At 44.8% G+C, this 23,227-nt stretch carries 19 protein-coding genes; 16 read left to right on the plus strand and 3 right to left on the minus strand.

The genetic code is table 11. The features are described 5' to 3' along the window. Positions 1-21 precede the first annotated feature (21 nt). From QQ041_RS14705 to map, 3 genes are all read right to left on the minus strand, one after another. Positions 22-405 (minus strand): DUF3461 family protein, encoded by a 384-nt coding sequence (locus QQ041_RS14705; protein WP_004734354.1) that lies wholly within the window; start codon positions 403-405, stop codon positions 22-24. 181 nt (positions 406-586) lie between these two features. Beyond that, entirely contained in the window at positions 587-3,208 is a 2,622-nt protein-coding gene (gene glnD / locus QQ041_RS14710) for a bifunctional uridylyltransferase/uridylyl-removing protein GlnD (RefSeq protein WP_285954315.1), read from the minus strand. A gap of 139 nt (positions 3,209-3,347) precedes the next feature. Beyond that, entirely contained in the window at positions 3,348-4,226 is an 879-nt protein-coding gene (gene map / locus QQ041_RS14715) for a type I methionyl aminopeptidase (RefSeq protein ID WP_146492095.1), read from the minus strand. 458 nt (positions 4,227-4,684) lie between these two features. On the opposite strand from map, the gene rpsB reads away from it, so the two are divergent. The 16 genes from rpsB (at position 4,685) to dnaE (ending at position 23,219) form a co-directional block, all read left to right on the plus strand. Further along, positions 4,685-5,416, plus strand: coding sequence for a 30S ribosomal protein S2 (gene rpsB / locus QQ041_RS14720; RefSeq protein WP_009847420.1), 732 nt, complete (start codon positions 4,685-4,687; stop codon positions 5,414-5,416). 138 nt (positions 5,417-5,554) lie between these two features. Next, a complete protein-coding gene (gene tsf / locus QQ041_RS14725) occupies positions 5,555-6,400 on the plus strand; it encodes a translation elongation factor Ts (protein ID WP_017630772.1) in 846 nt (281 codons plus the stop codon). 150 nt (positions 6,401-6,550) lie between these two features. After that, the gene (gene pyrH, locus QQ041_RS14730) at positions 6,551-7,282 is read left to right on the plus strand and encodes a UMP kinase (RefSeq protein WP_017630771.1); all 732 of its coding nucleotides are present in this window, start codon (positions 6,551-6,553) and stop codon (positions 7,280-7,282) included. A gap of 97 nt (positions 7,283-7,379) precedes the next feature. After that, positions 7,380-7,937, plus strand: a complete 558-nt coding sequence (frr, locus tag QQ041_RS14735; RefSeq protein ID WP_017060741.1) for a ribosome recycling factor — start codon at positions 7,380-7,382, stop codon at positions 7,935-7,937. Between the two features lie 98 nt (positions 7,938-8,035). Beyond that, complete coding sequence (locus QQ041_RS14740) at positions 8,036-8,788, plus strand: isoprenyl transferase (protein WP_017063364.1); 753 nt, start codon at positions 8,036-8,038, stop codon at positions 8,786-8,788. Between the two features lie 15 nt (positions 8,789-8,803). Further along, positions 8,804-9,646 carry a phosphatidate cytidylyltransferase gene (locus QQ041_RS14745; protein ID WP_146492096.1) on the plus strand — a complete coding sequence of 281 codons (843 nt, stop codon included), beginning with the start codon at positions 8,804-8,806 and terminating at the stop codon, positions 9,644-9,646. 51 nt (positions 9,647-9,697) lie between these two features. Then, positions 9,698-10,906: a 1-deoxy-D-xylulose-5-phosphate reductoisomerase gene (ispC, locus tag QQ041_RS14750; protein ID WP_285954316.1), complete on the plus strand. Its 1,209-nt coding sequence runs from the start codon at positions 9,698-9,700 to the stop codon at positions 10,904-10,906. Next, positions 10,903-12,261, plus strand: coding sequence for a sigma E protease regulator RseP (gene rseP / locus QQ041_RS14755; RefSeq protein ID WP_285954317.1), 1,359 nt, complete (start codon positions 10,903-10,905; stop codon positions 12,259-12,261). The genes ispC and rseP overlap by 4 nt, the downstream gene beginning before the upstream one ends. A gap of 48 nt (positions 12,262-12,309) precedes the next feature. After that, complete coding sequence (bamA, locus tag QQ041_RS14760; protein WP_060982524.1) at positions 12,310-14,715, plus strand: outer membrane protein assembly factor BamA; 2,406 nt, start codon at positions 12,310-12,312, stop codon at positions 14,713-14,715. A gap of 27 nt (positions 14,716-14,742) precedes the next feature. Then, positions 14,743-15,243: an OmpH family outer membrane protein gene (locus QQ041_RS14765; protein ID WP_004734343.1), complete on the plus strand. Its 501-nt coding sequence runs from the start codon at positions 14,743-14,745 to the stop codon at positions 15,241-15,243. A 5-nt stretch (positions 15,244-15,248) separates the two neighbouring features. Further along, positions 15,249-16,280, plus strand: coding sequence for a UDP-3-O-(3-hydroxymyristoyl)glucosamine N-acyltransferase (gene lpxD, locus QQ041_RS14770; protein ID WP_285954318.1), 1,032 nt, complete (start codon positions 15,249-15,251; stop codon positions 16,278-16,280). A gap of 93 nt (positions 16,281-16,373) precedes the next feature. Continuing rightward, positions 16,374-16,826: a 3-hydroxyacyl-ACP dehydratase FabZ gene (gene fabZ, locus QQ041_RS14775; protein ID WP_009847408.1), complete on the plus strand. Its 453-nt coding sequence runs from the start codon at positions 16,374-16,376 to the stop codon at positions 16,824-16,826. A gap of 1 nt (position 16,827) precedes the next feature. Then, positions 16,828-17,616, plus strand: coding sequence for an acyl-ACP--UDP-N-acetylglucosamine O-acyltransferase (gene lpxA, locus QQ041_RS14780; RefSeq protein ID WP_146492100.1), 789 nt, complete (start codon positions 16,828-16,830; stop codon positions 17,614-17,616). A gap of 130 nt (positions 17,617-17,746) precedes the next feature. Continuing rightward, positions 17,747-18,943: a lipid-A-disaccharide synthase gene (gene lpxB, locus QQ041_RS14785; protein ID WP_146492101.1), complete on the plus strand. Its 1,197-nt coding sequence runs from the start codon at positions 17,747-17,749 to the stop codon at positions 18,941-18,943. 33 nt (positions 18,944-18,976) lie between these two features. Next, positions 18,977-19,597 carry a ribonuclease HII gene (gene rnhB / locus QQ041_RS14790; RefSeq protein WP_048606660.1) on the plus strand — a complete coding sequence of 207 codons (621 nt, stop codon included), beginning with the start codon at positions 18,977-18,979 and terminating at the stop codon, positions 19,595-19,597. A 142-nt stretch (positions 19,598-19,739) separates the two neighbouring features. Beyond that, positions 19,740-23,219 carry a DNA polymerase III subunit alpha gene (gene dnaE, locus QQ041_RS14795; RefSeq protein WP_019821617.1) on the plus strand — a complete coding sequence of 1,160 codons (3,480 nt, stop codon included), beginning with the start codon at positions 19,740-19,742 and terminating at the stop codon, positions 23,217-23,219. Positions 23,220-23,227 lie beyond the last annotated feature (8 nt).

Genomic DNA, 23,227 nt, shown 5'->3' on the forward strand with positions numbered 1-23,227 from the left:
GTTAGTTATCTTTTCTCGGGATCATTTTAGCTTTTCTAGATCGGCTTCGATCTCAGCGATCTTACTTGATACCACTTTCTCTAGATGGCGTAAGTCGGTAAGGATCTTCTGCTTCACATCCACCTCAGCCGTTGGCGTAGGTTTGGTGATTTTGTTGAGCTCATCAATTACAAGAGTGAGGTTGCGGTTAATCTCGGTCACTTCTTTGTATTGATTATTGCCACCGCTAACAAGCACACTTTTTACTTGTCGTGGGTACTTAAACTTAACGCTTTTTGCGAACAGTTCACCTTTCTGCTTACGAAAATAAATCTTCAGGATATCTTTGTGCGCTTCTTGGCGAAGGGAGTAACGTTCAATCTGTTTAGGTTCGTGGATACCTAAGCCAGTGAGGTTTGGATACATAAGCGACCTCTAGGTTATGAATGTAATACTTTTATGTAATTGACTTGATCAATGTAGCAGCCTAACGACGAGCTAGATAGTTGATATCTGTGAATTGATTGTAAGTTGTGGGCAAGATCGCTCTCTATCTTTACCCACTCTTATTTAGTTATTAAACCTGGTGATAGCCTGCATTAGCTTTCTAAGGTGCGAGTTCCGAAACGTGCTCGGTTAATCGTTCTCTTAGCGCCTGTTCTTGTTCTTCAGACAGCCTTCCCCCTGCTTCACTGGTCAGAATAAACAAATCTTCTGCACGTTCACCGATGGTTGTGATTTTCGCACCGTGTAAGTTGATGTCTAGTTCCGCAAAGGTTGCACCCACTTGAGCCAATAACCCCGGCGTATCAAGGGCTCTTAACTCCATCAAGGTGCGCTTTTTGCTCTTGGTTGGCAGGAACTCAACTAAGGTTTTGACCTTAAAGTGCTGCAAGTTACGTGGCGTGCGACGCGTCTTTATCTTCGTCGGGCGGCCATCAGCCAATACATGAGTCAAATGTTTAGCAACGGCTTTGTGTCTCGCTTCATCAATCGCTTCACCATGTTGGTCTAGTACGATAAAGGTATCCAAAACATGGCCATCTTTGCTGACCATGACCTGCGCGTCATGAACGTTAAAGTTGCGCCTGTCGAGTTCGGCAACCACGGTCGCAAACAGTGCCGCTTGGTCTTTACAGTAAACGAACACCTCGGTACCGCCCCGTGTCGCTTTCTTACTGATCAGTACTAATGGTTGGCTTGGATTTTCCAGGCGAAGTAAGTGCTCACAATGCCAAGCGATTTGTTTGTGCGTATGACGTAAGAAGTAATCGGCCTTGAAACGCTGCCATAGCACTTCAATTTCACGAGCTGTGAAGCCTTCTTTACGCAGCAGTGCCGATGCCATTTGTTGATTGTGACGAATACGATCTCTAACATCGACCGGGTTTTCCAAGCCACGGCGCAGCGCACGCTGAGTTGAGTGGAATAACTCTGCGAGTAGGGTCCGTTTCCAACTGTTCCATAACTCAGGGTTCGTCGCACAGATATCAGCCACGGTTAAACAAACCAATAGTTCGAGTGACTCTTCATCACGAACTTTTTTGGCGAATTCGGTGATCACATCTGGGTCATAGATATCACGGCGCTGAGCCGTTACTGACATCAACAGGTGATTTTGTACCAACCACGCGACTTGTTTTGCTTCAGGTTTCGATAGCCCGTGCTCGATACAGAAAGAGTAAGCTTCAACTGCTCCAATCTCAGAGTGATCTCCGCCGCGCCCTTTACCTATGTCGTGGAAGATGGCTGCAAGGATCAACAACTCTTTCTTTTGCACTCTAGGGTAGACTTCACAGCAGATAGGGTGCTTGTCGTGGTTTTCGACTTGACCAAATCGGTTGATGTGTTTGAGCAGTCGAATACTGTGTTCATCGACGGTGTAAACATGGAACAGGTCGAATTGCATCTGACCTACTATCTGACTCCATTGCGGTAAGTACGCTGAGAGCACGCCGAGTTTATGCATTAAGCTAAAGGCTTTGTGCAGTGCATTCGGGTGGCGAACTAACGCCATGAACTTGTCTCGAGCTTCAGGAATGGTATGTAGGAATCGGTTCAATCGACGACGCGCCGTACGCAGTTGTCGTAATGTTGGAGGGCTAACACCTTCGATGGAAGAGTCATTCGCGATGTGGATGAACATATCGAGAATCGTTTCTGGTCTTGCTTGGAATAGAGCTGGTTTACGCGCTTCGATCAATGACCCTCGACGTTGGAAGTCATTATCGAGAATCTCCGCATCTTGGGTCTGACCGCCATTGATGATCGCTTGATCGAACAGTTTCAGAAGCATTTTATTAAGCTCAGCTACGCGACGAAGTGTTCGATAGAACTCCTTCATCATCATCTCGACGCCACGATTCCCTTCGCCCGTATAACCCAGATGTTCAGCTACCTGGGCTTGATGGGCAAAGGTGAGACGGTTGTCGTAACGGCGCAGTTCAATGTGCAGCGCAAAACGAACGCGCCATAGGAAATCTTGGCACTCAACTAATTCACGATACTCCGCATCGGTTAGAAAACCGTATTTGCTCATCTCTAACAAAGAGGTCGCACCGAAATGGCGACGCGCAACCCAGCTCAGAGTGTGGATGTCTCTTAATCCACCCGGAGTCGATTTGATATCGGGTTCTAGATTGTAAGTGGTGTCGTGGTAGCGAGCGTGGCGCTCTCTTTGTTCTTGAATCTTAGCCTTGTAGAAGGTTTCACTAGGCCAAAATGAATCAGAGTGAATCTTCAGTTTTAATTCTTGGAAGGTGTCTTCACTGCCGCACAATAAACGTGACTCTTGCAGGTTGGTAGCAACGGTTAAATCATCAATGCCTATATCAAGACATTCGGCAATGGTACGTACCGCGTGACCAACTTCGAGTCTCAAATCCCAGAGTAGGGTGATGAACTGGCTGACTTTTTCGCCGAGTGCTGGTGGCAATGCTTTCTGCGAGACGATAAGGATATCAATGTCAGACAAGGGGTGAAGTTCGCCACGGCCATAGCCGCCCACTGCGACCAGTGAGATATGAGGCAGTTTGCTGAATCCGAAGTGATCCCATAATCGACTGAGAAGCAAATCCATGTACTCGGAGCGCAACAGAACTAAGTCGGTAACTGGGTGGTGATTCAGAAATTCATTTTTTTGATACTGCGTGAAGATCTCGAGCTGATTTTTTAATTCGCAGATTTCAATTTGTTCGTCATTGAACGTAAGAGGGCATTGATAAGGCATAGTCTGCTATCCGTGCAAGCAAATGAGAATAGTAAACAATTTAACAGAAGCTGATGGAAAGTCGAAATTGAGCGGATAAAAAAATATCCTCGATAATGCGAGGATATTTTTAAAAGGCTGATGCGTTCAGTTCGGCGAACTAAGCGTTCTTCATGATGCGTGGAATCGTATCGTCGCTGCGTAGTGTCAGTACTTCACAACCAGTATCCGTCACAACTAGTGTGTGTTCCCACTGCGCCGAGTTCTTGCTGTCGGCTGTGTAAACGGTCCAGCTATCTTGGTCATCAAGACGGCAGCCAAATTTACCTGCGTTGATCATTGGCTCGATAGTGAAGCACATACCTGCTTTTAATACAGTGCGGTCGTTGTTTTTGTAGTGAACGACTTGTGGGTCTTCATGGAATTCAGCCCCAATGCCGTGACCACAGTAATCTTTAACAATTGAGAATTTCGCGCGTGGGTTGTTCTTATTGTTTGTTTTGATGTACTTCTCGATAGCAGTACCTATTTGGCCAAGCTGGACACCAGGCTTTACTTGGCGCATGCCTTCGTAAAGTGCTTCTTGAGCAACCATACATAGACGCTTGTTTGCTGGTGAAACTTCACCCACAAGGAACATCTTAGAGGTGTCGCCATGGTAACCTTGTGGACGAACGCTTAGGTCTGCGTTTTCGTCATCAGGGATGATTACCGTGATATCAACGTTAAGAATGTCGCCATCTTTTAATACAGCCGGTTTGAATTGACCTGTGCTACCAGTTTCGTCTTGTGATGCTGGAATACCATGGCACACAATGTGGTTGATAGACGTACAGATTGACTTAGGGAAACCGTGGTAATCAAGTGGTGCTGAGTATGCGCCTCTTTCCGTAGCGTACTCGTGACAGATTTGGTTTAGCTCTTCTGTCGTTGTACCTACTTGGATATGAGGTTCAATCATCTCTAGAATTTCAGAAGCCAGTTTGCCGGCGACGCGCATCTTTTCAATTTCTTCAGCAGTTTTAATTTTTACAGCCATTGCATATCTCTTAATTTGGTAGCACCTAAGTGTGCATATTGGGGCTATTCTATCAGTGCAGCATTTTAGCGCAACATTCCCATATCCGCACAATACCGATGGATACTGTTTAACCTGAGTAAATAATGTTCGGTTAAAAGATGTAGAAGCAACTTAATATGGATGCCAATTATAGAGGGAATTCGCCTTTATGAGGTCAGTATAGCAGTCGCCATTTTTCGATTTTTTTCTAGCCATAGATAGACAAAATATGGTATAAAGCGCGCCGGACATCAGGAGTGTTTTCTCCAATTGGCGAAACAAGCTTTGTGTCCACTAACTTATTTCTTTAAATCACACACATTCCGACACATGTTCCGGGGTGCCTCAACAACACAAATAACGGCTGAAAAGTGGTTAGTTGTTAGGGGTCGGATTCATGGGGGATGTGGAGGCCTAACCCCATAGAGGATTTTAAAATGGCAACTGTATCAATGCGCGATATGCTTAAAGCTGGTGTTCACTTCGGTCACCAAACTCGTTACTGGAACCCAAAAATGAAGCCATTCATCTTTGGTGCTCGTAACAAAGTACATATCATCAACCTAGAAAAAACTGTACCAATGTTCAACGACGCTCTAGCTGAAATCGCTAAAGTTGGCGAGAAGAAAGGTAAAGTTCTTTTTGTTGGTACTAAGCGCGCTGCATCTGAAGCTGTTAAAGAAGCTGCTATCAACAGCAACCAGTTCTACGTTAACAACCGCTGGTTAGGCGGTATGCTAACGAACTACAAAACTGTTCGTCAGTCTATCAAGCGTCTGAAAGAACTTGAAGCGCAAGCTCAAGACGGTACTTTCGACAAGCTTACTAAGAAAGAAGCTCTAATGCGTACTCGTGAAATGGAGAAGCTAGAGAAATCTCTTGGTGGTATCAAGAACATGGGCGGCCTTCCAGACGCTCTATTCGTAATCGATGCTGATCACGAACACATCGCAGTTAAAGAAGCAAACAACCTAGGTATCCCAGTTTACGCTGTAGTTGATACTAACTCTAACCCAGACGGCGTTGACTTCGTTATCCCAGGTAACGACGATGCAATCCGTGCAGTACAGCTTTACCTAAACGCTGCTGCAGACGCGGTTAAAGAAGGTCGCAACAAAGATGTTGCTGCTGTAGCTGCTGAAAAAGACGGTTTTGTAGAAGCTGAATAATAGCGGCTCTGAGCCATATTTAGTTCATATTAAGCGGTCATAATCGGTGGCTTAACGGACTGAATACAGTCAATATCAGGGGCCAATTAATTAGGCCCCTGTTTTTTATCTTTTTTAGAATTTACTGAGGAATAGAGAATGGCAACTGTAACTGCAGCTCTAGTTAAAGAACTTCGCGAGCGCACTGGCGCTGGCATGATGGAATGTAAGAAAGCGCTTGTAGAAGCAAACGCTGACATCGAACTAGCAATTGAAAACATGCGTAAGTCTGGCGCAGCGAAAGCAGCTAAGAAAGCTGGTAACGTTGCTGCTGAAGGCGCAATCATCATCAAAGAAGAGAACGGCGTAGCTGCTCTTCTTGAAGTTAACTGCCAAACTGACTTCGTAGCAAAAGATGCTAACTTCACAGCATTCGCAGAAGAAGTTGCAGCTGCTGCAGTAGCTTCTCAAGCAACTGTTGAAGAGCTACAAGCACAGTTCGAAGAGACTCGTGTTGCTCTAGTTGCAAAAATCGGCGAAAACATCAACATCCGTCGCGTACAGTACGTTTCAGGTGTTGCACTAGCTTCTTACCGTCACGGTGAGAAAATCGGTGTTGTTGTTGCTGGTGAAGGCGAAGCTGAAACTCTTAAGCACGTTGCAATGCACGTTGCTGCATCACGTCCTGAGTTCCTAAACCCAGAAGACGTACCTGCAGACGTAGTTGCTAAAGAAAAAGCAGTTCAAGTTGAAATCGCTATGAACGAAGGCAAACCAGCTGAAATCGCAGAGAAAATGGTTGTTGGCCGTATGAAGAAATTCACGGGCGAAATCTCTCTAACTGGTCAAGCTTTCATCATGGAGCCTAAGCAGACTGTTGGCGCTATCCTTAAAGAGAAAGGCGCTTCAGTATCTAACTTCGTACGTCTAGAAGTTGGTGAAGGCATCGAGAAAGCAGCTGAAATGAGCTTTGCTGACGAAGTTGCAGCGGTACAAAAAGGTTAATCCTTAGCGTATTGTTTGAAAAGAGACCGTGGCAAATGCTGCGGTCTTTTTATGAATAGTGAATTATTTTTTAGCTGTTATGAATGCAAACTGAGCTATTCAGTTTTTATCCATGACTGTTAATCATCAACTCTTTGGAAGGTAAACTCCATGACTACGAACCCTAAACCGGCGTATCAACGTATTCTGTTAAAACTTAGCGGTGAAGCACTACAAGGCGAAGAAGGTTTTGGTATTGACCCGACGATCCTTGATCGTATGGCTCAAGAAGTGAAAGAATTGGTTGAACTAGGTGTTCAAGTAGGCGTTGTTATCGGTGGTGGTAACCTTTTCCGTGGTGCAGGCCTTGCTGAAGCAGGTATGAACCGCGTTGTTGGTGACCACATGGGTATGCTTGCAACGGTAATGAACGGCCTTGCAATGCGTGACGCTCTTCACCGTGCTTACGTAAACGCACGTGTAATGTCTGCAATCCCTCTTAAAGGTGTGTGTGACGACTACAACTGGGCAGACGCAATCAGCCAACTACGTCAAGGTCGCGTTGTGATCTTCTCTGCTGGTACTGGTAACCCATTCTTCACTACGGATTCTGCTGCATGTCTCCGTGGTATCGAAATCGAAGCTGACGTAGTTCTAAAAGCGACAAAAGTAGATGGTGTATTTACTTCTGACCCTGTAGCAAACCCAGACGCAGAGCTGTATGATACGTTGTCTTACAACACAGTTCTTGATAAAGAACTTAAAGTAATGGACTTGGCTGCATTTACGCTAGCACGTGATCACAAAATGCCAATCCGCGTATTTAACATGAATAAACCAGGCGCACTACGTCGCGTGGTTATGGGTGAAACTGAAGGTACATTAATCAGCGACGCTGACTAATTTTTCGGGCTTACTGAGGTGTTAGACTTTGGTAAGCTTATCCTTATCACTCAAATAAAAAGCTTTCTTGAAGAAAGAACATAATCAAGGTGAAATTGTGATTAACGAAATCAAAAAAGACGCTCAAGAGCGCATGGTAAAAAGTGTTGATGCACTAAAAAACAGCCTGCAAAAGATTCGTACAGGTCGTGCGCACCCAAGCCTACTTTCTGGTCTTACTGTTGAGTACTACGGTGCTCCAACGCCTTTGACTCAAGTAGCTAACGTTATCGCTGAAGATGCACGTACACTAGCTATTACAGTGTTTGATAAAACACTGACTCCTCTAGTTGAAAAAGCAATTCTGACATCTGACCTAGGCCTAAACCCTATGTCTGCTGGCACAGTTATCCGTGTTCCACTTCCTCCGCTAACGGAAGAGCGTCGTAAAGACCTAGTTAAAATCGTTCGTGGCGAAGCTGAAGGTGGCCGTGTTGCTATCCGTAACATCCGTCGTGACGCGAATGGCGATCTAAAAGCACTTCTGAAAGATAAAGAAATCTCTGAAGATGAAGATCGTAAAGCACAAGACGAAATTCAAAAGCTAACTGACGCTGCGGTTAAGAACGTAGACGAAGTTCTAGCTGTTAAAGAAAAAGAGTTGATGGAAGTTTAATTTTCCCTATTCTTTTCTTTCCGGAAAAACGCTGTACTCACGGTGCAGCGTTTTTTTATGCTACTCTGTTCGACTATTAGAATTTGATTCACTCTTTTATGCATAATTCTCAAGCGTTCACAGACTCTCTTCCTAAACACATTGCTATCATTATGGATGGTAATGGTCGCTGGGCAAAAGCTCAGGGCAAGCCTCGCGTCTTTGGCCATAAAAACGGTGTTCAAGCCGTTCGTAAAACTATCTCTTCTGCAGCCAGACTTGGCATTAAAGCCGTTACTCTTTTTGCGTTTAGTAGCGAGAACTGGCGTCGTCCTGAAGAAGAAGTCGGTATTTTGATGGAACTGTTTATTTCAGTGCTATCGAGTGAAGTAAAAAAGCTTCATAAAAATAATCTACAACTTCGTGTTATTGGTGATAAAAGTCGTTTCAATGATCGACTACAAAAGAAGATAGAAGAAGCGGAAGCTTTGACTAGCACCAATACCGGTATGGTTATTAATATTGCGGCTAACTACGGCGGTAAGTGGGATATTCAGCAAGCAATGACCTCTATTGCTCAACAGGTAAAGTCTGGTGATATTAATGTAGATGACATTGATGAAGCTATGATTACACAGCATCTGACGATGGCAGATATTCCTGAAGTCGATCTACTTATCCGTACCAGTGGTGAATGCCGCATTAGTAATTTTATGCTTTGGCAGTTGGCTTACGCCGAAATGTATTTCACTGAACAATTCTGGCCAGACTTTAATGAAGACAGCTTAGTAGAAGCTGTGACTTGGTTTGTAAACCGTGAGCGTCGTTTTGGATGCACCGGTGAGCAAATCAAAGCTCTGATGGACAGTTAATAAGGATTTTTTGGTTTGAAACAACGAATTATTACGGCGTTGATTTTAGCTCCCCTAGTTATTCTAGGCATTTTCGAGTTATCACTTCCTACATTTATTCTTTCATTAGCGGTGATCTCGCTATTAGGTTTTTGGGAGTGGACTCAGTTTATTGAAAGCAAATCGCGTTATTTAGCGTTGATTCCAACGGTTGTGGTTAGTGCCGCAAGTTTTGCTTTTATCCCTTTTGATGCATTTAGCCTTAATAACTTGTCTACTGCTCACTACGCCATTCTAACGATTGGCTCAATTTGGTGGGTAATAGCGAGTGGTATGGCGGTGACTTATCCTAAGTCTATGCCTGCATGGAAAGATTCTTCTCTTCTTCGTCACGCCTTTGGTGTGCTGACTCTGCTGCCATTCTTCTGGAGTGTGGTTATCCTGCGTGCTAACGGTATCGATGTTGATCCCTACCACGGTGCAAAATTGGTGATGTTTGTTTGCTTGCTCGTTTGGGCGGCGGACAGCGGTGCTTACTTTTCAGGAAAGAGCTTTGGTAAGCGCAAAATGGCCCCGGCGGTAAGCCCGAATAAAACGATTGAAGGTCTTATTGGTGGCATCATTACTGCAGTGATCGTGGCTTGGATCTTTGCTGACTTGTTTGATATCCAATTCACAAGTCCTCTTCACATGATTGTTATTACTCTTGTGACCGTCGTTATCTCTGTTCTTGGTGACCTTGTTGAAAGCATGTTTAAGCGTGTGTCTGGGGTGAAAGACAGCAGTAATCTGATTCCTGGTCATGGTGGTATACTAGATAGAATAGATAGCTTAACGGCTGCATTCCCTGTCTTTGCTCTGCTTTATTTAGCATTCTAATAAAAAAGGGCAGTGATTCTGCCCTTTATTACATTTCTACGGTCATATGTGATGCGAAATCTAACTATCCTTGGCGCTACCGGCTCTATTGGTGCAAGTACACTAAAAGTCGTTGAGCAAAACCCAGATCTTTATACGGTCGTGGCACTAGCCTCCGGTTCGAATGTTGAAAAGATGCTGGCGCTAGTTGAAAAGTGGCAACCAAGCTATGTTGCGATGGCTTGCCCCGATGCAGCGTCTCAACTGAGTGATGTGTTGTCTTCGGATTACCCAAACATCAAAGTGCTTTCAGGCTCAGAAGGCATGTGTCAGGTCGCTTCCCTAGATGAAGTAGACACTGTTATGGCTGCGATTGTTGGCGCAGCAGGCTTGCTTCCTACTATGGCTGCGGTTAAGGCTAGTAAGCGTATCTTGCTTGCTAATAAAGAAGCCTTGGTGATGTCTGGACAGTTGTTTATAGACGCCGTGGAAAAGTACGGTGCTGAGCTACTTCCTGTCGACAGTGAACATAATGCTATCTTCCAGTGTTTGTCGCAAAACGTCCAAACCAATCTAGGTCGCTGTGATTTAGAAGCCAACGGTATTAACCATATTCTACTAACTGGTTCTGGTGGTCCTTTCCGTTATACCGACGTGGCTGAGTTGGAATCAGTGACTCCTGAACGCGCTATCGCACACCCTAACTGGTCTATGGGCCCTAAGATCTCTGTCGATTCAGCGACCATGATGAATAAAGGCTTAGAGTACATTGAAGCGAAATGGTTATTTAATGCCTCTCAAGAACAGTTGAAAGTGATTATTCATCCTCAATCTGTGATTCATTCTATGGTTCAGTATAAGGACGGCTCTGTGCTTGCTCAAATGGGCGAGCCGGATATGGCGACGCCAATCGCTTTAACGATGTCTTACCCTGAGCGAACAGAAGCGGGCGTTAAGCCTCTGGATTTCACTAAAGTGGGCGAGCTTACTTTTCTAGAACCAGACTTTAGTCGTTATCCATGTTTAAGGTTAGCGATTGAAGCTTGCTACTTGGGTCAGCATGCTACAACCGCAATTAACGCGGCAAACGAAATTGCCGTCGATGCTTTCTTGAACAATCGAGTGAAGTTTACCGATATTGCTGTCATTAACGAACATGTTATGAGCAAAGTATGTGAACAACATAACTCTGAGGGCTTAGATAGCTTGGAAAGCCTTCTCGAGCTAGATAATATGTCTCGTCAATTAGCCAATCAATTTATTAAAGAGCAGCTAGCATGAGTGGAATTCTGTGGAACTTCGCATCCTTTATAGTAGCGCTTGGCATTCTGGTCGCTGTTCATGAGTTTGGACATTTCTGGGTTGCTCGTCGCTGTGGTGTGAAAGTTGAGAAATTCTCGATTGGTTTTGGTAAATCAATCTGGAGCAAAGTTGGCCGTGATGGTACGGAATACAGCTTGTCAGTCATTCCATTGGGCGGCTACGTTAAGATGCTTGATGGTCGTGTTGACGATCTTTCTGAAGATGAACAACAATACGCTTTTGATAAGAAGCCATTGTGGAAAAGAACGGCGATAGTTGGTGCAGGTCCTGCGTTTAACTTTATCTTTGCCGTCTTTGCATATTGGCTAGTATTTTTGATTGGCGTGCCGGCGGTTAAACCTGTAATCGGTGAAGTCACTCCGCAATCTATTGCTGCACAAGCCGGAATTGAAACTGGAATGGAACTTAAATCTATTTCAGGAATCAAAACCGCAGATTGGGAATCAGTCAATATGGGTTTGATATCACATATTGGTGATCAGTCCATGACTGTAACGGTTTCTTCTCAAGACGATATCGGCTTTGAACAGCAGATGGCATTGGATATTTCAGACTGGTCATTCAACCCAGAAACTGAATCTGCAATGACAACGCTGGGCTTTAGACCGTATTCTCCAGAGATATCGACAGTGCTTGCTCAAGTCATTGATGACGGTGCGGCATACGATGCCGGAGTAAAGGCTGGTGACAAAATTGTTGAGATTAATGGACAGCCTATTGAACAGTGGCAGTCGGTTGTTGAGTTAATTCGTGCAAATCCAATGACATCATTGGACTTGGTCGTATTGCGAAATGGGGTTGAACAGCCATTAGTTATGACGCCAAAAAGTCGCGAGCTTTCTGATGGTTCGACAATTGGCTATGCAGGTATTGCTCCAGAAGTCGCAGAATGGCCAGAAGATTATCGCTTTGAGTTACAATTTGGTGTAATTGAGTCTGTAGGAAAAGCATTTGATAAAACAGGTCAAATCATTGGATTGACGCTGACAATGCTTAAGAAGCTCATCGTTGGTGATGTTGGCTTAAATAACTTGAGTGGCCCGATTTCAATAGCTAAAGGTGCAGGGACAACCGCCGATTACGGTTTGGTTTACTTCTTAGGCTTTTTGGCTCTGATTAGTGTTAACTTGGGTATTATTAATTTGGTTCCGCTGCCTATGCTTGATGGCGGACATTTGCTCTTTTTCGCTATTGAGGCCATTACTCGTAAACCGGTCCCTGAGAAAGTTCAGGAAATGGGATACAGAGTGGGAGGTGCAATCCTCTTCTCTTTGATGGCTCTGGCAATATTTAATGATTTTACTCGTCTGTGAATGGTTTCTCACAGGCATTGGTAGTAGCAAGGAATAATTAGAATAAGTATGGCGATTAAGCAAATTCTGTTCGCAAGTCTATTAGCCACTAGTGTGGCAGCGAATGGAGCACAAAACTTTGTAGTTCAAGATATCAAGATTGAAGGTTTACAGCGTGTTGCACTTGGTGCAGCTCTACTGAAAATGCCAGTACGTATTGGCGATGAAGTGGATGAAAGCGATGTATCTGAGATCATTCGTGCATTGTATGCTTCGGGTAACTTTGAGGATGTTAAAGTCCTTCGCGATGAAGGTGTTTTAGTTGTTCAAGTGAAAGAACGACCGACTATCGCAAGTATCTCATTCTCGGGTAACAAAGCGATCAAAGAAGAACAACTTCAACAGAACCTAGATGCGTCTGGCGTTCGTGAAGGTGAAGCCCTTGACCGTACTACGCTAAGCAACATCGAGAAAGGTCTTGAAGATTTTTACTACAGTGTTGGTAAGTACAACGCGACAGTAAAAGCGGTTGTGACGCCTTTGCCTCGTAATCGTTCTGACCTTAAGTTTGTCTTTACTGAAGGCGTATCTGCTAAGATTCAGCAAATCAACTTTATCGGTAACGAAGTCTTCTCAGACGCTGAGCTACTTAGCCGCTTTAATCTGAACGTTGATGTTGCATGGTGGAACTTCCTTGCGGATGAAAAATATCAGAAGCAAGTATTAGCGGGTGATATCGAAGCGCTGAAATCTTACTACCTCGACCGTGGTTACCTTAAGTTTAAGGTAGACTCTACTCAGGTTGCGATCTCTCCAGATAAGAAAGGCGTTTATATCACGCTTGGTATTGATGAAGGCGAAGCCTACACCGTTAAAGATGTCGCATTTCGTGGTGAACTTATCGGCCGTGAGGCTGATTTTGAAGCGCTAGTGCCATTTGAAGACGGTGATACTTATAACGGTTCATCGGTAACGTCTTTAGAAGAGAGCGTAAAACGAATTCTTGGTGAATCTGGTTATGCGTACCCACAAGTTCGTACGATTCCTGAATTCAATGATGAGACCAAAGAAGTGTCGTTAGTTATCAATGTAGAAGCGGGTAGCCGTATCTATGTTCGCGACATTCGATTCACGGGCAATAACTCAACGAAAGATGAAGTTCTTCGTCGTGAAATGCGTCAAATGGAAGGCAGCTGGCTTAACTCTAAGTCAATTGATACTGGTAAGAGCCGTCTTAACCGTTTAGGTTTCTTTGAAACGGTTGATGTACAAACAGTTCGTGTTCCTGGTAGTGAAGACCAAGTTGATTTGGTTTACAACGTTAAGGAAGCTAACTCAGGCAGCATCAACTTTGGTGTCGGCTACGGTACGGAATCAGGTGTCAGTTTCCAAGTTGGTTTACAACAAGACAACTTTGCAGGCTCAGGTAACCGTGTTGGTGTAAGTGCCATGATGAACGATTACCAAAAGAACGTGAGTTTAGACTACCGTGACCCATACTGGAACCTTGATGGTGTGAGTCTAGGCGGTAAGATCTTCTACAACGAATTCGAAGCCTCTGAAGCGGGTATTGTCGACTATACCAACCAAAGTTATGGTACTAGCCTAACATGGGGTTTCCCTATGGATGAGCTGAACCGTATCGAGTTTGGTGTTGGTTATACACACAACAAAATCGGTAACGTTCCAACCTATATCCAAGTTGAACAGTTCGCGAGAAGTATTGACCAATATGGTGACGAGCACATCTTAACTGATGACTTCGATATCAATATTTCCTGGACGCGTAACAACTTGAACCGTGGTTTCTTCCCAACTGAGGGTAACCACCAACGTGCTTTCGCTAAAATGACAGTACCAGGCTCTGATGCTAAGTACTTCAAAGCACAGTACGATGTAAAACATTACATCCCGCTGACCAAAAAGCATGAGTTCACACTATTGATGCGTGGCCGATTAGGCTATGGTAATGGTTATGGTCAAACGGATGGTAACGATAACTTGTTCCCGTTCTATGAGAACTACTATGCGGGTGGCTTTACAACCCTACGTGGCTTTGGTTCTAACTCAGCAGGTCCGAAAGCCGTTTACGGAAGCAGTACAGGAAATAACCCTACGTACAGTTCTGCAACCGATGATTCAGTTGGTGGTAACGCGGTTGCTTTGGCCAGTTTAGAGTTAATTGTCCCAACGCCGTTTGCTTCTGATGAAGCGCGCAGCCAGATTCGAACCAGTGTCTTCTTCGACATGGCAAGTGTATGGGATACAGAGTTTGTAGACCGTGGCGCACCTAACAGTGGCAGTCAGTACTACTACGATTACTCTGATCCAACAAATTACCGTTCATCTTATGGTGCTGCCCTGCAATGGATGTCACCGATGGGCCCACTGGTTTTCTCTCTAGCGAAACCAGTTAAAATTTACGAAGGTGATGATGAGGAATTCTTCACATTTACCATTGGTAGAACTTTCTAATATTTAAAGGACAATATTTTGAAAAATATGATTAAAGCAGCAGGTTTAGGCCTTGTAGTTCTTAGCTCTTCTTTCTTTGCAACAGCTGCCGAAGCTGCGCAAAAAGTGGGTTATGTAAACACTGCACAAGTATTCCAGGCTCTACCTCAGCGTGAAGTTGTTCTTCAAAAAATGCAGGAAGAGTTCAAAGATAAAGCGGCTGAGTTACAGAGCATTCAAGCTGAAGCAAAGACTAAGATTGAAAAGCTTAAGCGTGATGGCGAACTACTTGGCCCTGACGAGGTTGAAAAGCTTCGTATTGAAGTAGGCCAACTAGACAGCAAGTACAAAATCAAAGCTCAAGCACTAGAAAAAGCAAGTCAACGTCGTGAAGCACAAGAGAAGCAGAAGCTGTTCAAAGTGATTCAAGATGCTGTAACTAAAGTTGCCGAGAAAGAAGGCTACGACATGATCGTTGATATTCAAGCTCTACAATACGGTAAGCCTGAATACAACATCTCTGAGCAAGTAATTAAATCACTGAAATAAGTTTTATGAAGAACCTGACTTTAGCCGAATTGGCAACGATTACTGGGGGAGAGCTACACGGAGACGGTACGATTACCGTCTCAGCAGTCGCTCCTATGGATAAAGCGCAAGAAGGTAACATTACGTTCCTTTCTAACGTGAAGTACAGCAAGCACCTAGGTGACTGTAAAGCATCTGCTATTATGGTTAAAGAGAGTGAGCGCGAACTGTGTAAGACCAACGTTATTGTGGTTAGTGACCCTTACGTTGCTTTTGCTAAGGTAGCTCAAGCGCTTGATACTACTCCTGCACCCGCAGCGGCTATTGCTGATTCTGCTTCAATCTCTAGCGATGCAACCATTGGGCAAAATGTGTCTATTGGTGCGAACGCTGTGATTGAGTCTGGTGTGGTACTAAGTGATGATGTGATCATCGGTGCTGGATGCTTTATTGGTAAGAATGCGAAAATTGGCACAGGCACTAAGCTATGGGCTAACGTAAGCGTTTACCATGAAGTTGTGATTGGTGAAGCATGTTTGATTCAATCAAGCACTGTTATTGGTTCTGACGGCTTTGGTTATGCGAACGAGAAAGGTGAGTGGGTTAAGATCCCGCAAGTTGGTTCTGTTCGCATTGGTAACCGCGTAGAAATTGGCGCGTGTACTACCATCGACCGAGGCGCATTAGATGACACAATCATTGAAGACAACGTTATCCTAGATAACCAACTTCAGATTGCTCACAATGTTCACATCGGATATGGTTCAGCTATTGCTGGTGGTACTATCATTGCAGGCAGCACGACGATAGGTAAGTACTGTATTATTGGTGGTGGTAGTGTGATTAATGGTCACATTGAAGTTACTGATGGCGTTACAATCACCGGTATGGGGATGGTAATGCGCAGCATCACTGAGAAAGGCATGTACTCTTCGGGTATTCCTTTACAGCCAAACAAAGATTGGCGTAAAACAGCAACGCGTGTTCATCGTATTGATGAAATGAACAAGCGTTTGAAAACCGTTGAAAAACTTATCGAGAAGAGCGCGGAATCATAATTCCAGCATTTCTAATAAAAGGCTCGCGTACAGCGAGTCTTTTTCGTTTATAATCCTTCTAATTAAATAAAGAATATACATAGGAATACGACTTTGACTACTGAACAGACAACGATGAACATTACTGAAATTCAGGAACTATTACCTCATCGCTACCCATTCTTAATGGTTGATCGTGTGACTAGCTTTGAAAAAGAAAAAACACTGACTGCAATTAAGAATGTCTCTGTTAACGAACCTCAGTTCACAGGCCACTTTCCTCAGCTTCCTGTATTCCCAGGCGTGTTGATCTTAGAAGCAATGGCACAAGCAACAGGCCTTCTAGCATTTAAATCTTTCGGTGCGCCTTCTGGTAACGAGCTGTACTACTTTGCTAGTGTAGATAAAGCTAAATTCCGTAAGCCAGTAGTGCCAGGTGACCAACTGGTTATCGAAGTAGAATTCTTAAAAGAGCGTCGTGGCATCGCATCGTTTAACGGTGTTGCTAAAGTTGACGGCGTAGTTGTATGTTCAGCTGAACTTAAATGTGCTCGTAGAGAGTTTTAATATGATTCATGAAACAGCGAAAATTCACCCGGCAGCAGTAATCGAAGGTGATGTAACTATCGGTGCTAACGTGACAGTTGGGCCTTTCACTTACATTGCTGGTAACGTGACAATTGGTGACGACACTGAAGTGATGTCGCATGTTGTGATCAAAGGTCATACAACCATTGGCAAAGAAAACCGTATCTTCCCACATGCTGTTATTGGCGAAGAAAACCAAGACAAGAAATACGGTGGTGAAGAGACAACAGTTGTGATCGGTGATCGCAACGTGATCCGTGAAGCGGTTCAAATCCACCGTGGTACGGTTCAAGACAAAGCAACCACAGTAATTGGTGATGACAACTTACTTTGTGTTAATGCTCACGTAGCACACGATGTTATTGTTGGTAACCACACTCATATTGGTAACAACGCTATTCTTGGCGGTCACGTTACGGTTGGCGACTACGCTGGTGTGATGGCGCTTTCTGCGATTCACCCATTCTGTTCTATTGGTGCTTATGCGTACATTGGTGGCTGTTCTGCTGTAGTTCAAGATGTACTGCCGTACGTGCTTGCACAGGGTAACCATGCTGCTCCATTCGGTCTTAACTTAGTGGGCTTGAAGCGTAACGGATTTGAGAAACCAGAAATTCGTGCACTACAGAAAGCGTACAAAGAGTTATACCGTTCAGGTAAAACACTTGAAGAAGCGAAAGTGGCTTTAGTTGAAATGGCAAAAGAGTTTGCTTCGGTAGCTCCTATGCTAGAAATGCTAGAGAGCTCTGAGCGCGGTATTATTCGTTAATATTTGATGTGGTTATGTACCAATCAATGTGAGTATGACAATAATTACTTCATCAGAATGGTATAACAAAAAGATCGCTACTTGTTAGGCGATCTTTTTTTGTTTTAGGCAAGAAGGGAATTGGAAAACTATGGCACAGCAAGAAGCAGCAACCAATAGCTCGGACTTTGTTTCGAATGAACCACTGCGCGTAGGTATTGTTGTCGGCGAACTCTCTGGCGACACGCTTGGTGAAGGCTTTATTAAAGCGATCAAATCACAGTACCCAAATGCTGAGTTCGTTGGCATTGGCGGGCCAAAAATGAAGGCGCTCGGTTGTGAGTCTCTTTTCGAGATGGAAGAGCTGGCCGTTATGGGCTTAGTTGAAGTACTTGGCCGTTTACCTCGTTTGTTGAAGGTAAAAGCAGAGCTAGTTAAGTATTTCACTCAAAACCCGCCAGATGTGTTTGTAGGTATCGATGCGCCCGACTTTAACCTAAGGCTTGAGTTAGACCTTAAAAATGCTGGTATCAAAACGGTGCATTACGTGAGCCCCTCAGTATGGGCTTGGCGTCCAAAGCGTATCTTTAAAATCGATAAAGCAACTGACTTGGTATTGGCTTTCTTGCCGTTCGAAAAAGCGTTCTACGATAAATATAACGTTGCCTGTGAGTTTGTTGGTCATACGTTGGCAGATGCGATTCCTTTAGAGCCAAGTAAACAGAATGCGCGAGAGCTTTTAGGTCTTGATCAAGACAAGCAGTGGTTGGCCGTATTGCCGGGCAGTCGTGGTGGTGAGATGGGTTTGATTGCTCAGCCATTTATCGAAACTTGCCAGCGTATTAAGCATAAGTATCCGGATATCAATTTTGTTGTTGCGCTCGTTAATGAGCAGCGTAAAAAGCAGTTTACTGAAATCTGGCAATCGACTGCACCTGAGCTTGAATTCACGTTAGTCGAAGATACGGCAACCAACGTGATTACCGCTGCTGATTCTGTGCTCTTGGCTTCAGGTACCGTGGCTCTTGAATGTATGTTACTTAAGCGCCCTATGGTGGTTGGTTACAAAGTAAATAAGCTGACAGGTTACATTGTTAAGAAGTTGGCGATCACTGAGTTTGTATCATTGCCGAATATCTTGGCTGGGGAAGAGATCGTCAAAGAGCATATTCTTGAAGAGTGTCACCCAGACTTTTTGTTCCCATCTGTCGATAAGATGCTATCAGCCGATAACAGTGCCTTGATCGAACGTTTTACTGAGATGCATCATTGGATCCGCAAAGACGCAGACAAACAAGCCGCTAACGCGGTATTGAAGTTGATTGACCGACCTTTTGTTGAAGCATAAAGCGCTTACTTACAGAACATTAAGAGATTAGTTATGGCAGTAAAAGAGAAAAAAGAGCTTCCTCCTTTTGAGTACCCGCAAGGTTACCAGTTGTTTGCTGGTGTGGATGAAGTAGGCCGTGGCCCTTTGGTTGGCGATGTAGTGACCGCTGCGGTTATCCTCGATCCAAACAACCCAATCGAAGGCTTGAACGACTCAAAGAAATTATCTGAGAAAAAGCGCCTAGCTTTGCTTCCAGAAATTAAAGAGAAAGCTCTGGCATGGTCTGTTGGTCGTTGTTCTCCACAAGAAATTGATGAGTTGAATATTCTACAAGCGACGATGGTTGCTATGCAGCGAGCTATCGCAGGGTTGAGCGTTCAACCTGATATGGCGCTAATCGATGGAAACCGTGTCCCAGAACTGCCAATGGACGGTCTTGCTATTGTAAAGGGTGACTTGCGAGTGGCTGAAATCAGTGCGGCGTCGATTATCGCTAAAGTCGTTCGAGACCAAGAGATGGAAGAGCTTGATAAACTTCATCCAGAGTTTGGTTTTGCTAAACATAAAGGTTACCCGACTAAAGCGCATTTCGAAGCGATTGAAAAACATGGCGTAACCGAGCACTACCGTAAGAGCTTTAAGCCAGTAAAACGTATTCTTGGCATAGATTAGAGCGTATTGATTAAGCTCTATATAGACTAGAGCTTACGTTAACTAGAGCTGGGCTTCGAATAAAGTTGCTAACTTGCGGTAGAAAAAAATAGAATACACACAGTTGTAATCCTAGGCTCAAACCTAGAACTCAGGAAAAATAATGTCAGATCCAAAATTTGTTCACCTACGCGTACACAGTGATTTTTCTATGGTGGATGGCCTATCCAAGGTGCCTCCATTAGTTAAAAAAGTCGCTGAAATGGGTATGCCTGCTCTAGCACTTACCGACTTTACCAACCTGTGTGGTTTGGTTAAGTTCTACGGTACTGCTCATGGGTGCGGGGTTAAACCAATTATTGGTGCTGACTTCCTAATGCAGTCTCCAGAGTTCGGTGACGAGTTGACCAAGCTCACCGTCATTGCAACCGACAATAAAGGTTATAACAATCTAACGCTGCTTATCTCAAAAGCCTACCTTCGCGGTCATGTTCAGCATCAGCCTGTTATTGATAAAGAGTGGCTAATTGAGAATGCCGAAGGCCTAATTATCCTATCGGGTGCGAAGGAAGGTGAGATTGGTAAGGCGTTACTGAAAGGCAACCGTGAGCTGGTGGCAAGCAGCGTCGAGTTTTACAAAACGTACTTCGCCGATCGTTTTTACTTGGAACTGATTCGTACTGGACGTCCGGATGAAGAGTCTTACCTGCACTTCGCGTTAGAGCTTGCTGAGCAAGAAGACTTGCCTGTTGTTGCGACCAACGAAGTAGTATTCCTTACAGAAGACCTTTTTGATGCCCATGAAATCCGCGTGGCGATTCATGATGGCTTCACGATGGTCGATCCTCGTCGTCCTAAAAATTACAGCGCACAACAGTATCTTCGTAGCGAAGAAGAGATGTGCGAGTTGTTCTCAGATATACCTGAAGCACTTGAGAATAGTGTTGAGATTGCCAAGCGTTGTAATGTAACGGTTCGTCTGGGCGAATACTTCCTGCCTAACTTCCCAACGGAAGGTTTGGCGATTGAAGACTTCCTGATCAAGAAATCTGAAGAAGGTCTTGAGCGACGTCTAGCGTTCCTATTCCCAGATGAAAAAGTTCGTGCTGAGCGCAGGCCGGAATACGATGAGCGACTTAAGATCGAGCTCGAAGTTGTCAATAACATGGGTTTCCCAGGTTATTTCTTGATCGTAATGGAGTTTATCCAGTGGTCAAAAGACAACGATGTGCCCGTAGGTCCAGGGCGTGGTTCTGGTGCCGGTTCTTTGGTGGCTTACGCGCTTGATATCACCGACCTTGATCCGCTTGAGTACGATCTACTTTTCGAACGTTTCTTGAACCCAGAACGTGTATCGATGCCCGATTTTGATATCGACTTCTGTATGGATAAACGTGACCAAGTAATTGATCACGTTGCTGAAATGTATGGTCGTGATGCGGTATCTCAGATCATCACTTTTGGTACCATGGCGGCAAAAGCGGTAATCCGTGACGTAGGCCGTGTACTGGGACACCCGTTTGGTTTCGTCGATCGAATCTCAAAGCTTGTACCGCCAGATCCGGGCATGACGCTCGAAAAAGCGTTCCTTGCTGAACCGGCATTGCCAGAGCTTTACGATGGCGATGAAGAAGTCCGTGAGCTAATTGATAAGTGTCGCATCCTTGAAGGTTGTACGCGAAATGCCGGTAAGCATGCGGGTGGTGTTGTTATATCACCTACCACGATCACCGATTTTGCACCAATTTATGCCGATGCTGAAGGTAACTTCCCAGTAACGCAATTCGATAAGAATGACGTTGAAACAGCTGGCTTGGTTAAGTTCGACTTCTTGGGTCTGCGTACCCTGACCATCATCGACTGGGCGTTAGGCCTAGTGAACCCACGTTTGAAGAAAGAGGGTAAAGAGCCGGTTCGTATCGAGTCGATTCCTCTTGATGACCAAGCGTCGTTCAATCTATTACAAAATTCTGAAACCACCGCGGTATTCCAGCTGGAATCGCGTGGTATGAAAGACCTGATTAAACGTCTACAGCCCGACTGTTTTGAAGATATCATCGCATTGGTAGCCCTGTTCCGTCCGGGTCCTCTGCAATCAGGCATGGTAGATAACTTTATCGACCGTAAACACGGCCGTGAAGCGGTATCTTACCCTGATGAAACGTGGCAACACGAATCACTGAAAGAGACACTAGAACCTACCTACGGCATCATCCTGTACCAAGAACAGGTAATGCAGATTGCACAGATTCTGGCAGGCTATACGCTTGGCGGCGCGGATATGTTGCGTCGTGCGATGGGTAAGAAAAAGCCAGAAGAGATGGCGAAACAGCGTGGTACCTTTAAAGAGGGCGCTGAAGCCAACGGTGTTGATGGCGAACTTGCCATGAAGATCTTTGACTTGGTAGAGAAATTTGCGGGCTACGGCTTTAACAAATCTCACTCGGCTGCATACGCACTGGTTTCTTATCAAACGCTATGGCTGAAAACGCACTACCCAGCGGAATTTATGGCTGCGGTAATGACGGCGGATATGGATAACACCGAGAAGGTTATCGGCCTTGTTGATGAATGTTTCCGTATGAAGCTCAAGCTTTTGCCACCAGATATCAACTCGGGTCTGTACCGCTTTAACGTCGATGAAGATGGCGCGATTGTTTATGGCATCGGTGCGATCAAAGGGGTCGGTGAAGGCCCTATTGAAGCAATCATTGAAGCGCGAAACAAAGGCGGTTACTTTAAAGACTTATTCGACTTCTGTGCACGCCTTGATCTGAAGAAGGTCAACAAACGTGTTATCGAAAAGTTGATTCTATCCGGAGCCTTAGATAGATTAGGTCCTCACCGAGCGGCGATGATGGCATCTTTGAAAGATGCGGTGAAGGCGGCGAGCCAACATCACCATGCCGAGTCTTTTGGTCAATCTGATATGTTTGGTGTGTTGACCGACGCTCCGGAAGAGGTTGAGCACAAGTATACCCAAGTGCCTAAATGGCCTGAGAAGGTTTGGCTTGAGGGTGAACGTGAAACGCTTGGTTTGTATTTAACGGGTCACCCGGTTAATGCTTACATCAAAGAGTTAGCGAAATACACCAGCTGTCGCTTAAAAGATGCCACGCCAACGCGTCGTGACCAATCACTAACGATTGCTGGCTTGGTGATTGCTGCGAGAGTGATGACGACAAAGCGCGGTACGCGAATCGGTTTGATGACACTTGATGACCGTTCGGGCCGAATGGAAGTGATGTTGTTCTCGGATGCGCTCGATCGCTACGCAGAATTGCTCGAAAAAGACAAAATTGTGGTCGTTTCCGGACAGGTCAGCTTTGATGATTTCAATGGCGGGCTTAAAATGTCCGCGCGCGAGGTCATGGACTTAGGAAGCGCCCGTGAGAAATATGCTCGTGGGGTGTCGATATCTATCGACCAATCCCAAATTAACGGTCAATTTTTTGAACGCTTTAGTCAAATCTTAGAACCTTATAGAGCCGGAACGGTCCCAGTCAATGTATACTACCAGCGTGCCGACGCTAGAGCGCGGTTAACATTGGGCACAGAATGGCGTGTGACGCCAAGTGATACATTACTAGACGAATTAAAACAGCTGCTTGGAAATAGCCAAGTAGAACTCGAATTTAACTAAAATTTAGC

Origin of the sequence: Vibrio sp. TMPB1044, from assembly GCF_030442075.1 — a bacterium.
In the GTDB taxonomy this organism is placed as follows: domain Bacteria; phylum Pseudomonadota; class Gammaproteobacteria; order Enterobacterales; family Vibrionaceae; genus Vibrio; species Vibrio satsumensis.

Excerpts from the sequence above, each read along its gene's own strand:
- map (WP_146492095.1), bottom strand. The coding sequence starts at position 4,226 with ATGGCTGTAAAAATTAAAACTGCTGAAGAAATTGAAAAGATGCGCGTC.
- rnhB (WP_048606660.1), top strand. The coding sequence starts at position 18,977 with ATGGCAGTAAAAGAGAAAAAAGAGCTTCCTCCTTTTGAGTACCCGCAA.
- rseP (WP_285954317.1), top strand. The coding sequence starts at position 10,903 with ATGAGTGGAATTCTGTGGAACTTCGCATCCTTTATAGTAGCGCTTGGC.
- dnaE (WP_019821617.1), top strand. The coding sequence starts at position 19,740 with ATGTCAGATCCAAAATTTGTTCACCTACGCGTACACAGTGATTTTTCT.
- tsf (WP_017630772.1), top strand. The coding sequence starts at position 5,555 with ATGGCAACTGTAACTGCAGCTCTAGTTAAAGAACTTCGCGAGCGCACT.
- QQ041_RS14765 (WP_004734343.1), top strand. The coding sequence starts at position 14,743 with ATGATTAAAGCAGCAGGTTTAGGCCTTGTAGTTCTTAGCTCTTCTTTC.
- rpsB (WP_009847420.1), top strand. The coding sequence starts at position 4,685 with ATGGCAACTGTATCAATGCGCGATATGCTTAAAGCTGGTGTTCACTTC.
- QQ041_RS14740 (WP_017063364.1), top strand. The coding sequence starts at position 8,036 with ATGCATAATTCTCAAGCGTTCACAGACTCTCTTCCTAAACACATTGCT.
- bamA (WP_060982524.1), top strand. The coding sequence starts at position 12,310 with ATGGCGATTAAGCAAATTCTGTTCGCAAGTCTATTAGCCACTAGTGTG.
- QQ041_RS14705 (WP_004734354.1), bottom strand. The coding sequence starts at position 405 with ATGTATCCAAACCTCACTGGCTTAGGTATCCACGAACCTAAACAGATT.
- ispC (WP_285954316.1), top strand. The coding sequence starts at position 9,698 with ATGCGAAATCTAACTATCCTTGGCGCTACCGGCTCTATTGGTGCAAGT.
- pyrH (WP_017630771.1), top strand. The coding sequence starts at position 6,551 with ATGACTACGAACCCTAAACCGGCGTATCAACGTATTCTGTTAAAACTT.
- lpxA (WP_146492100.1), top strand. The coding sequence starts at position 16,828 with ATGATTCATGAAACAGCGAAAATTCACCCGGCAGCAGTAATCGAAGGT.
- lpxD (WP_285954318.1), top strand. The coding sequence starts at position 15,249 with ATGAAGAACCTGACTTTAGCCGAATTGGCAACGATTACTGGGGGAGAG.
- glnD (WP_285954315.1), bottom strand. The coding sequence starts at position 3,208 with ATGCCTTATCAATGCCCTCTTACGTTCAATGACGAACAAATTGAAATC.
- lpxB (WP_146492101.1), top strand. The coding sequence starts at position 17,747 with ATGGCACAGCAAGAAGCAGCAACCAATAGCTCGGACTTTGTTTCGAAT.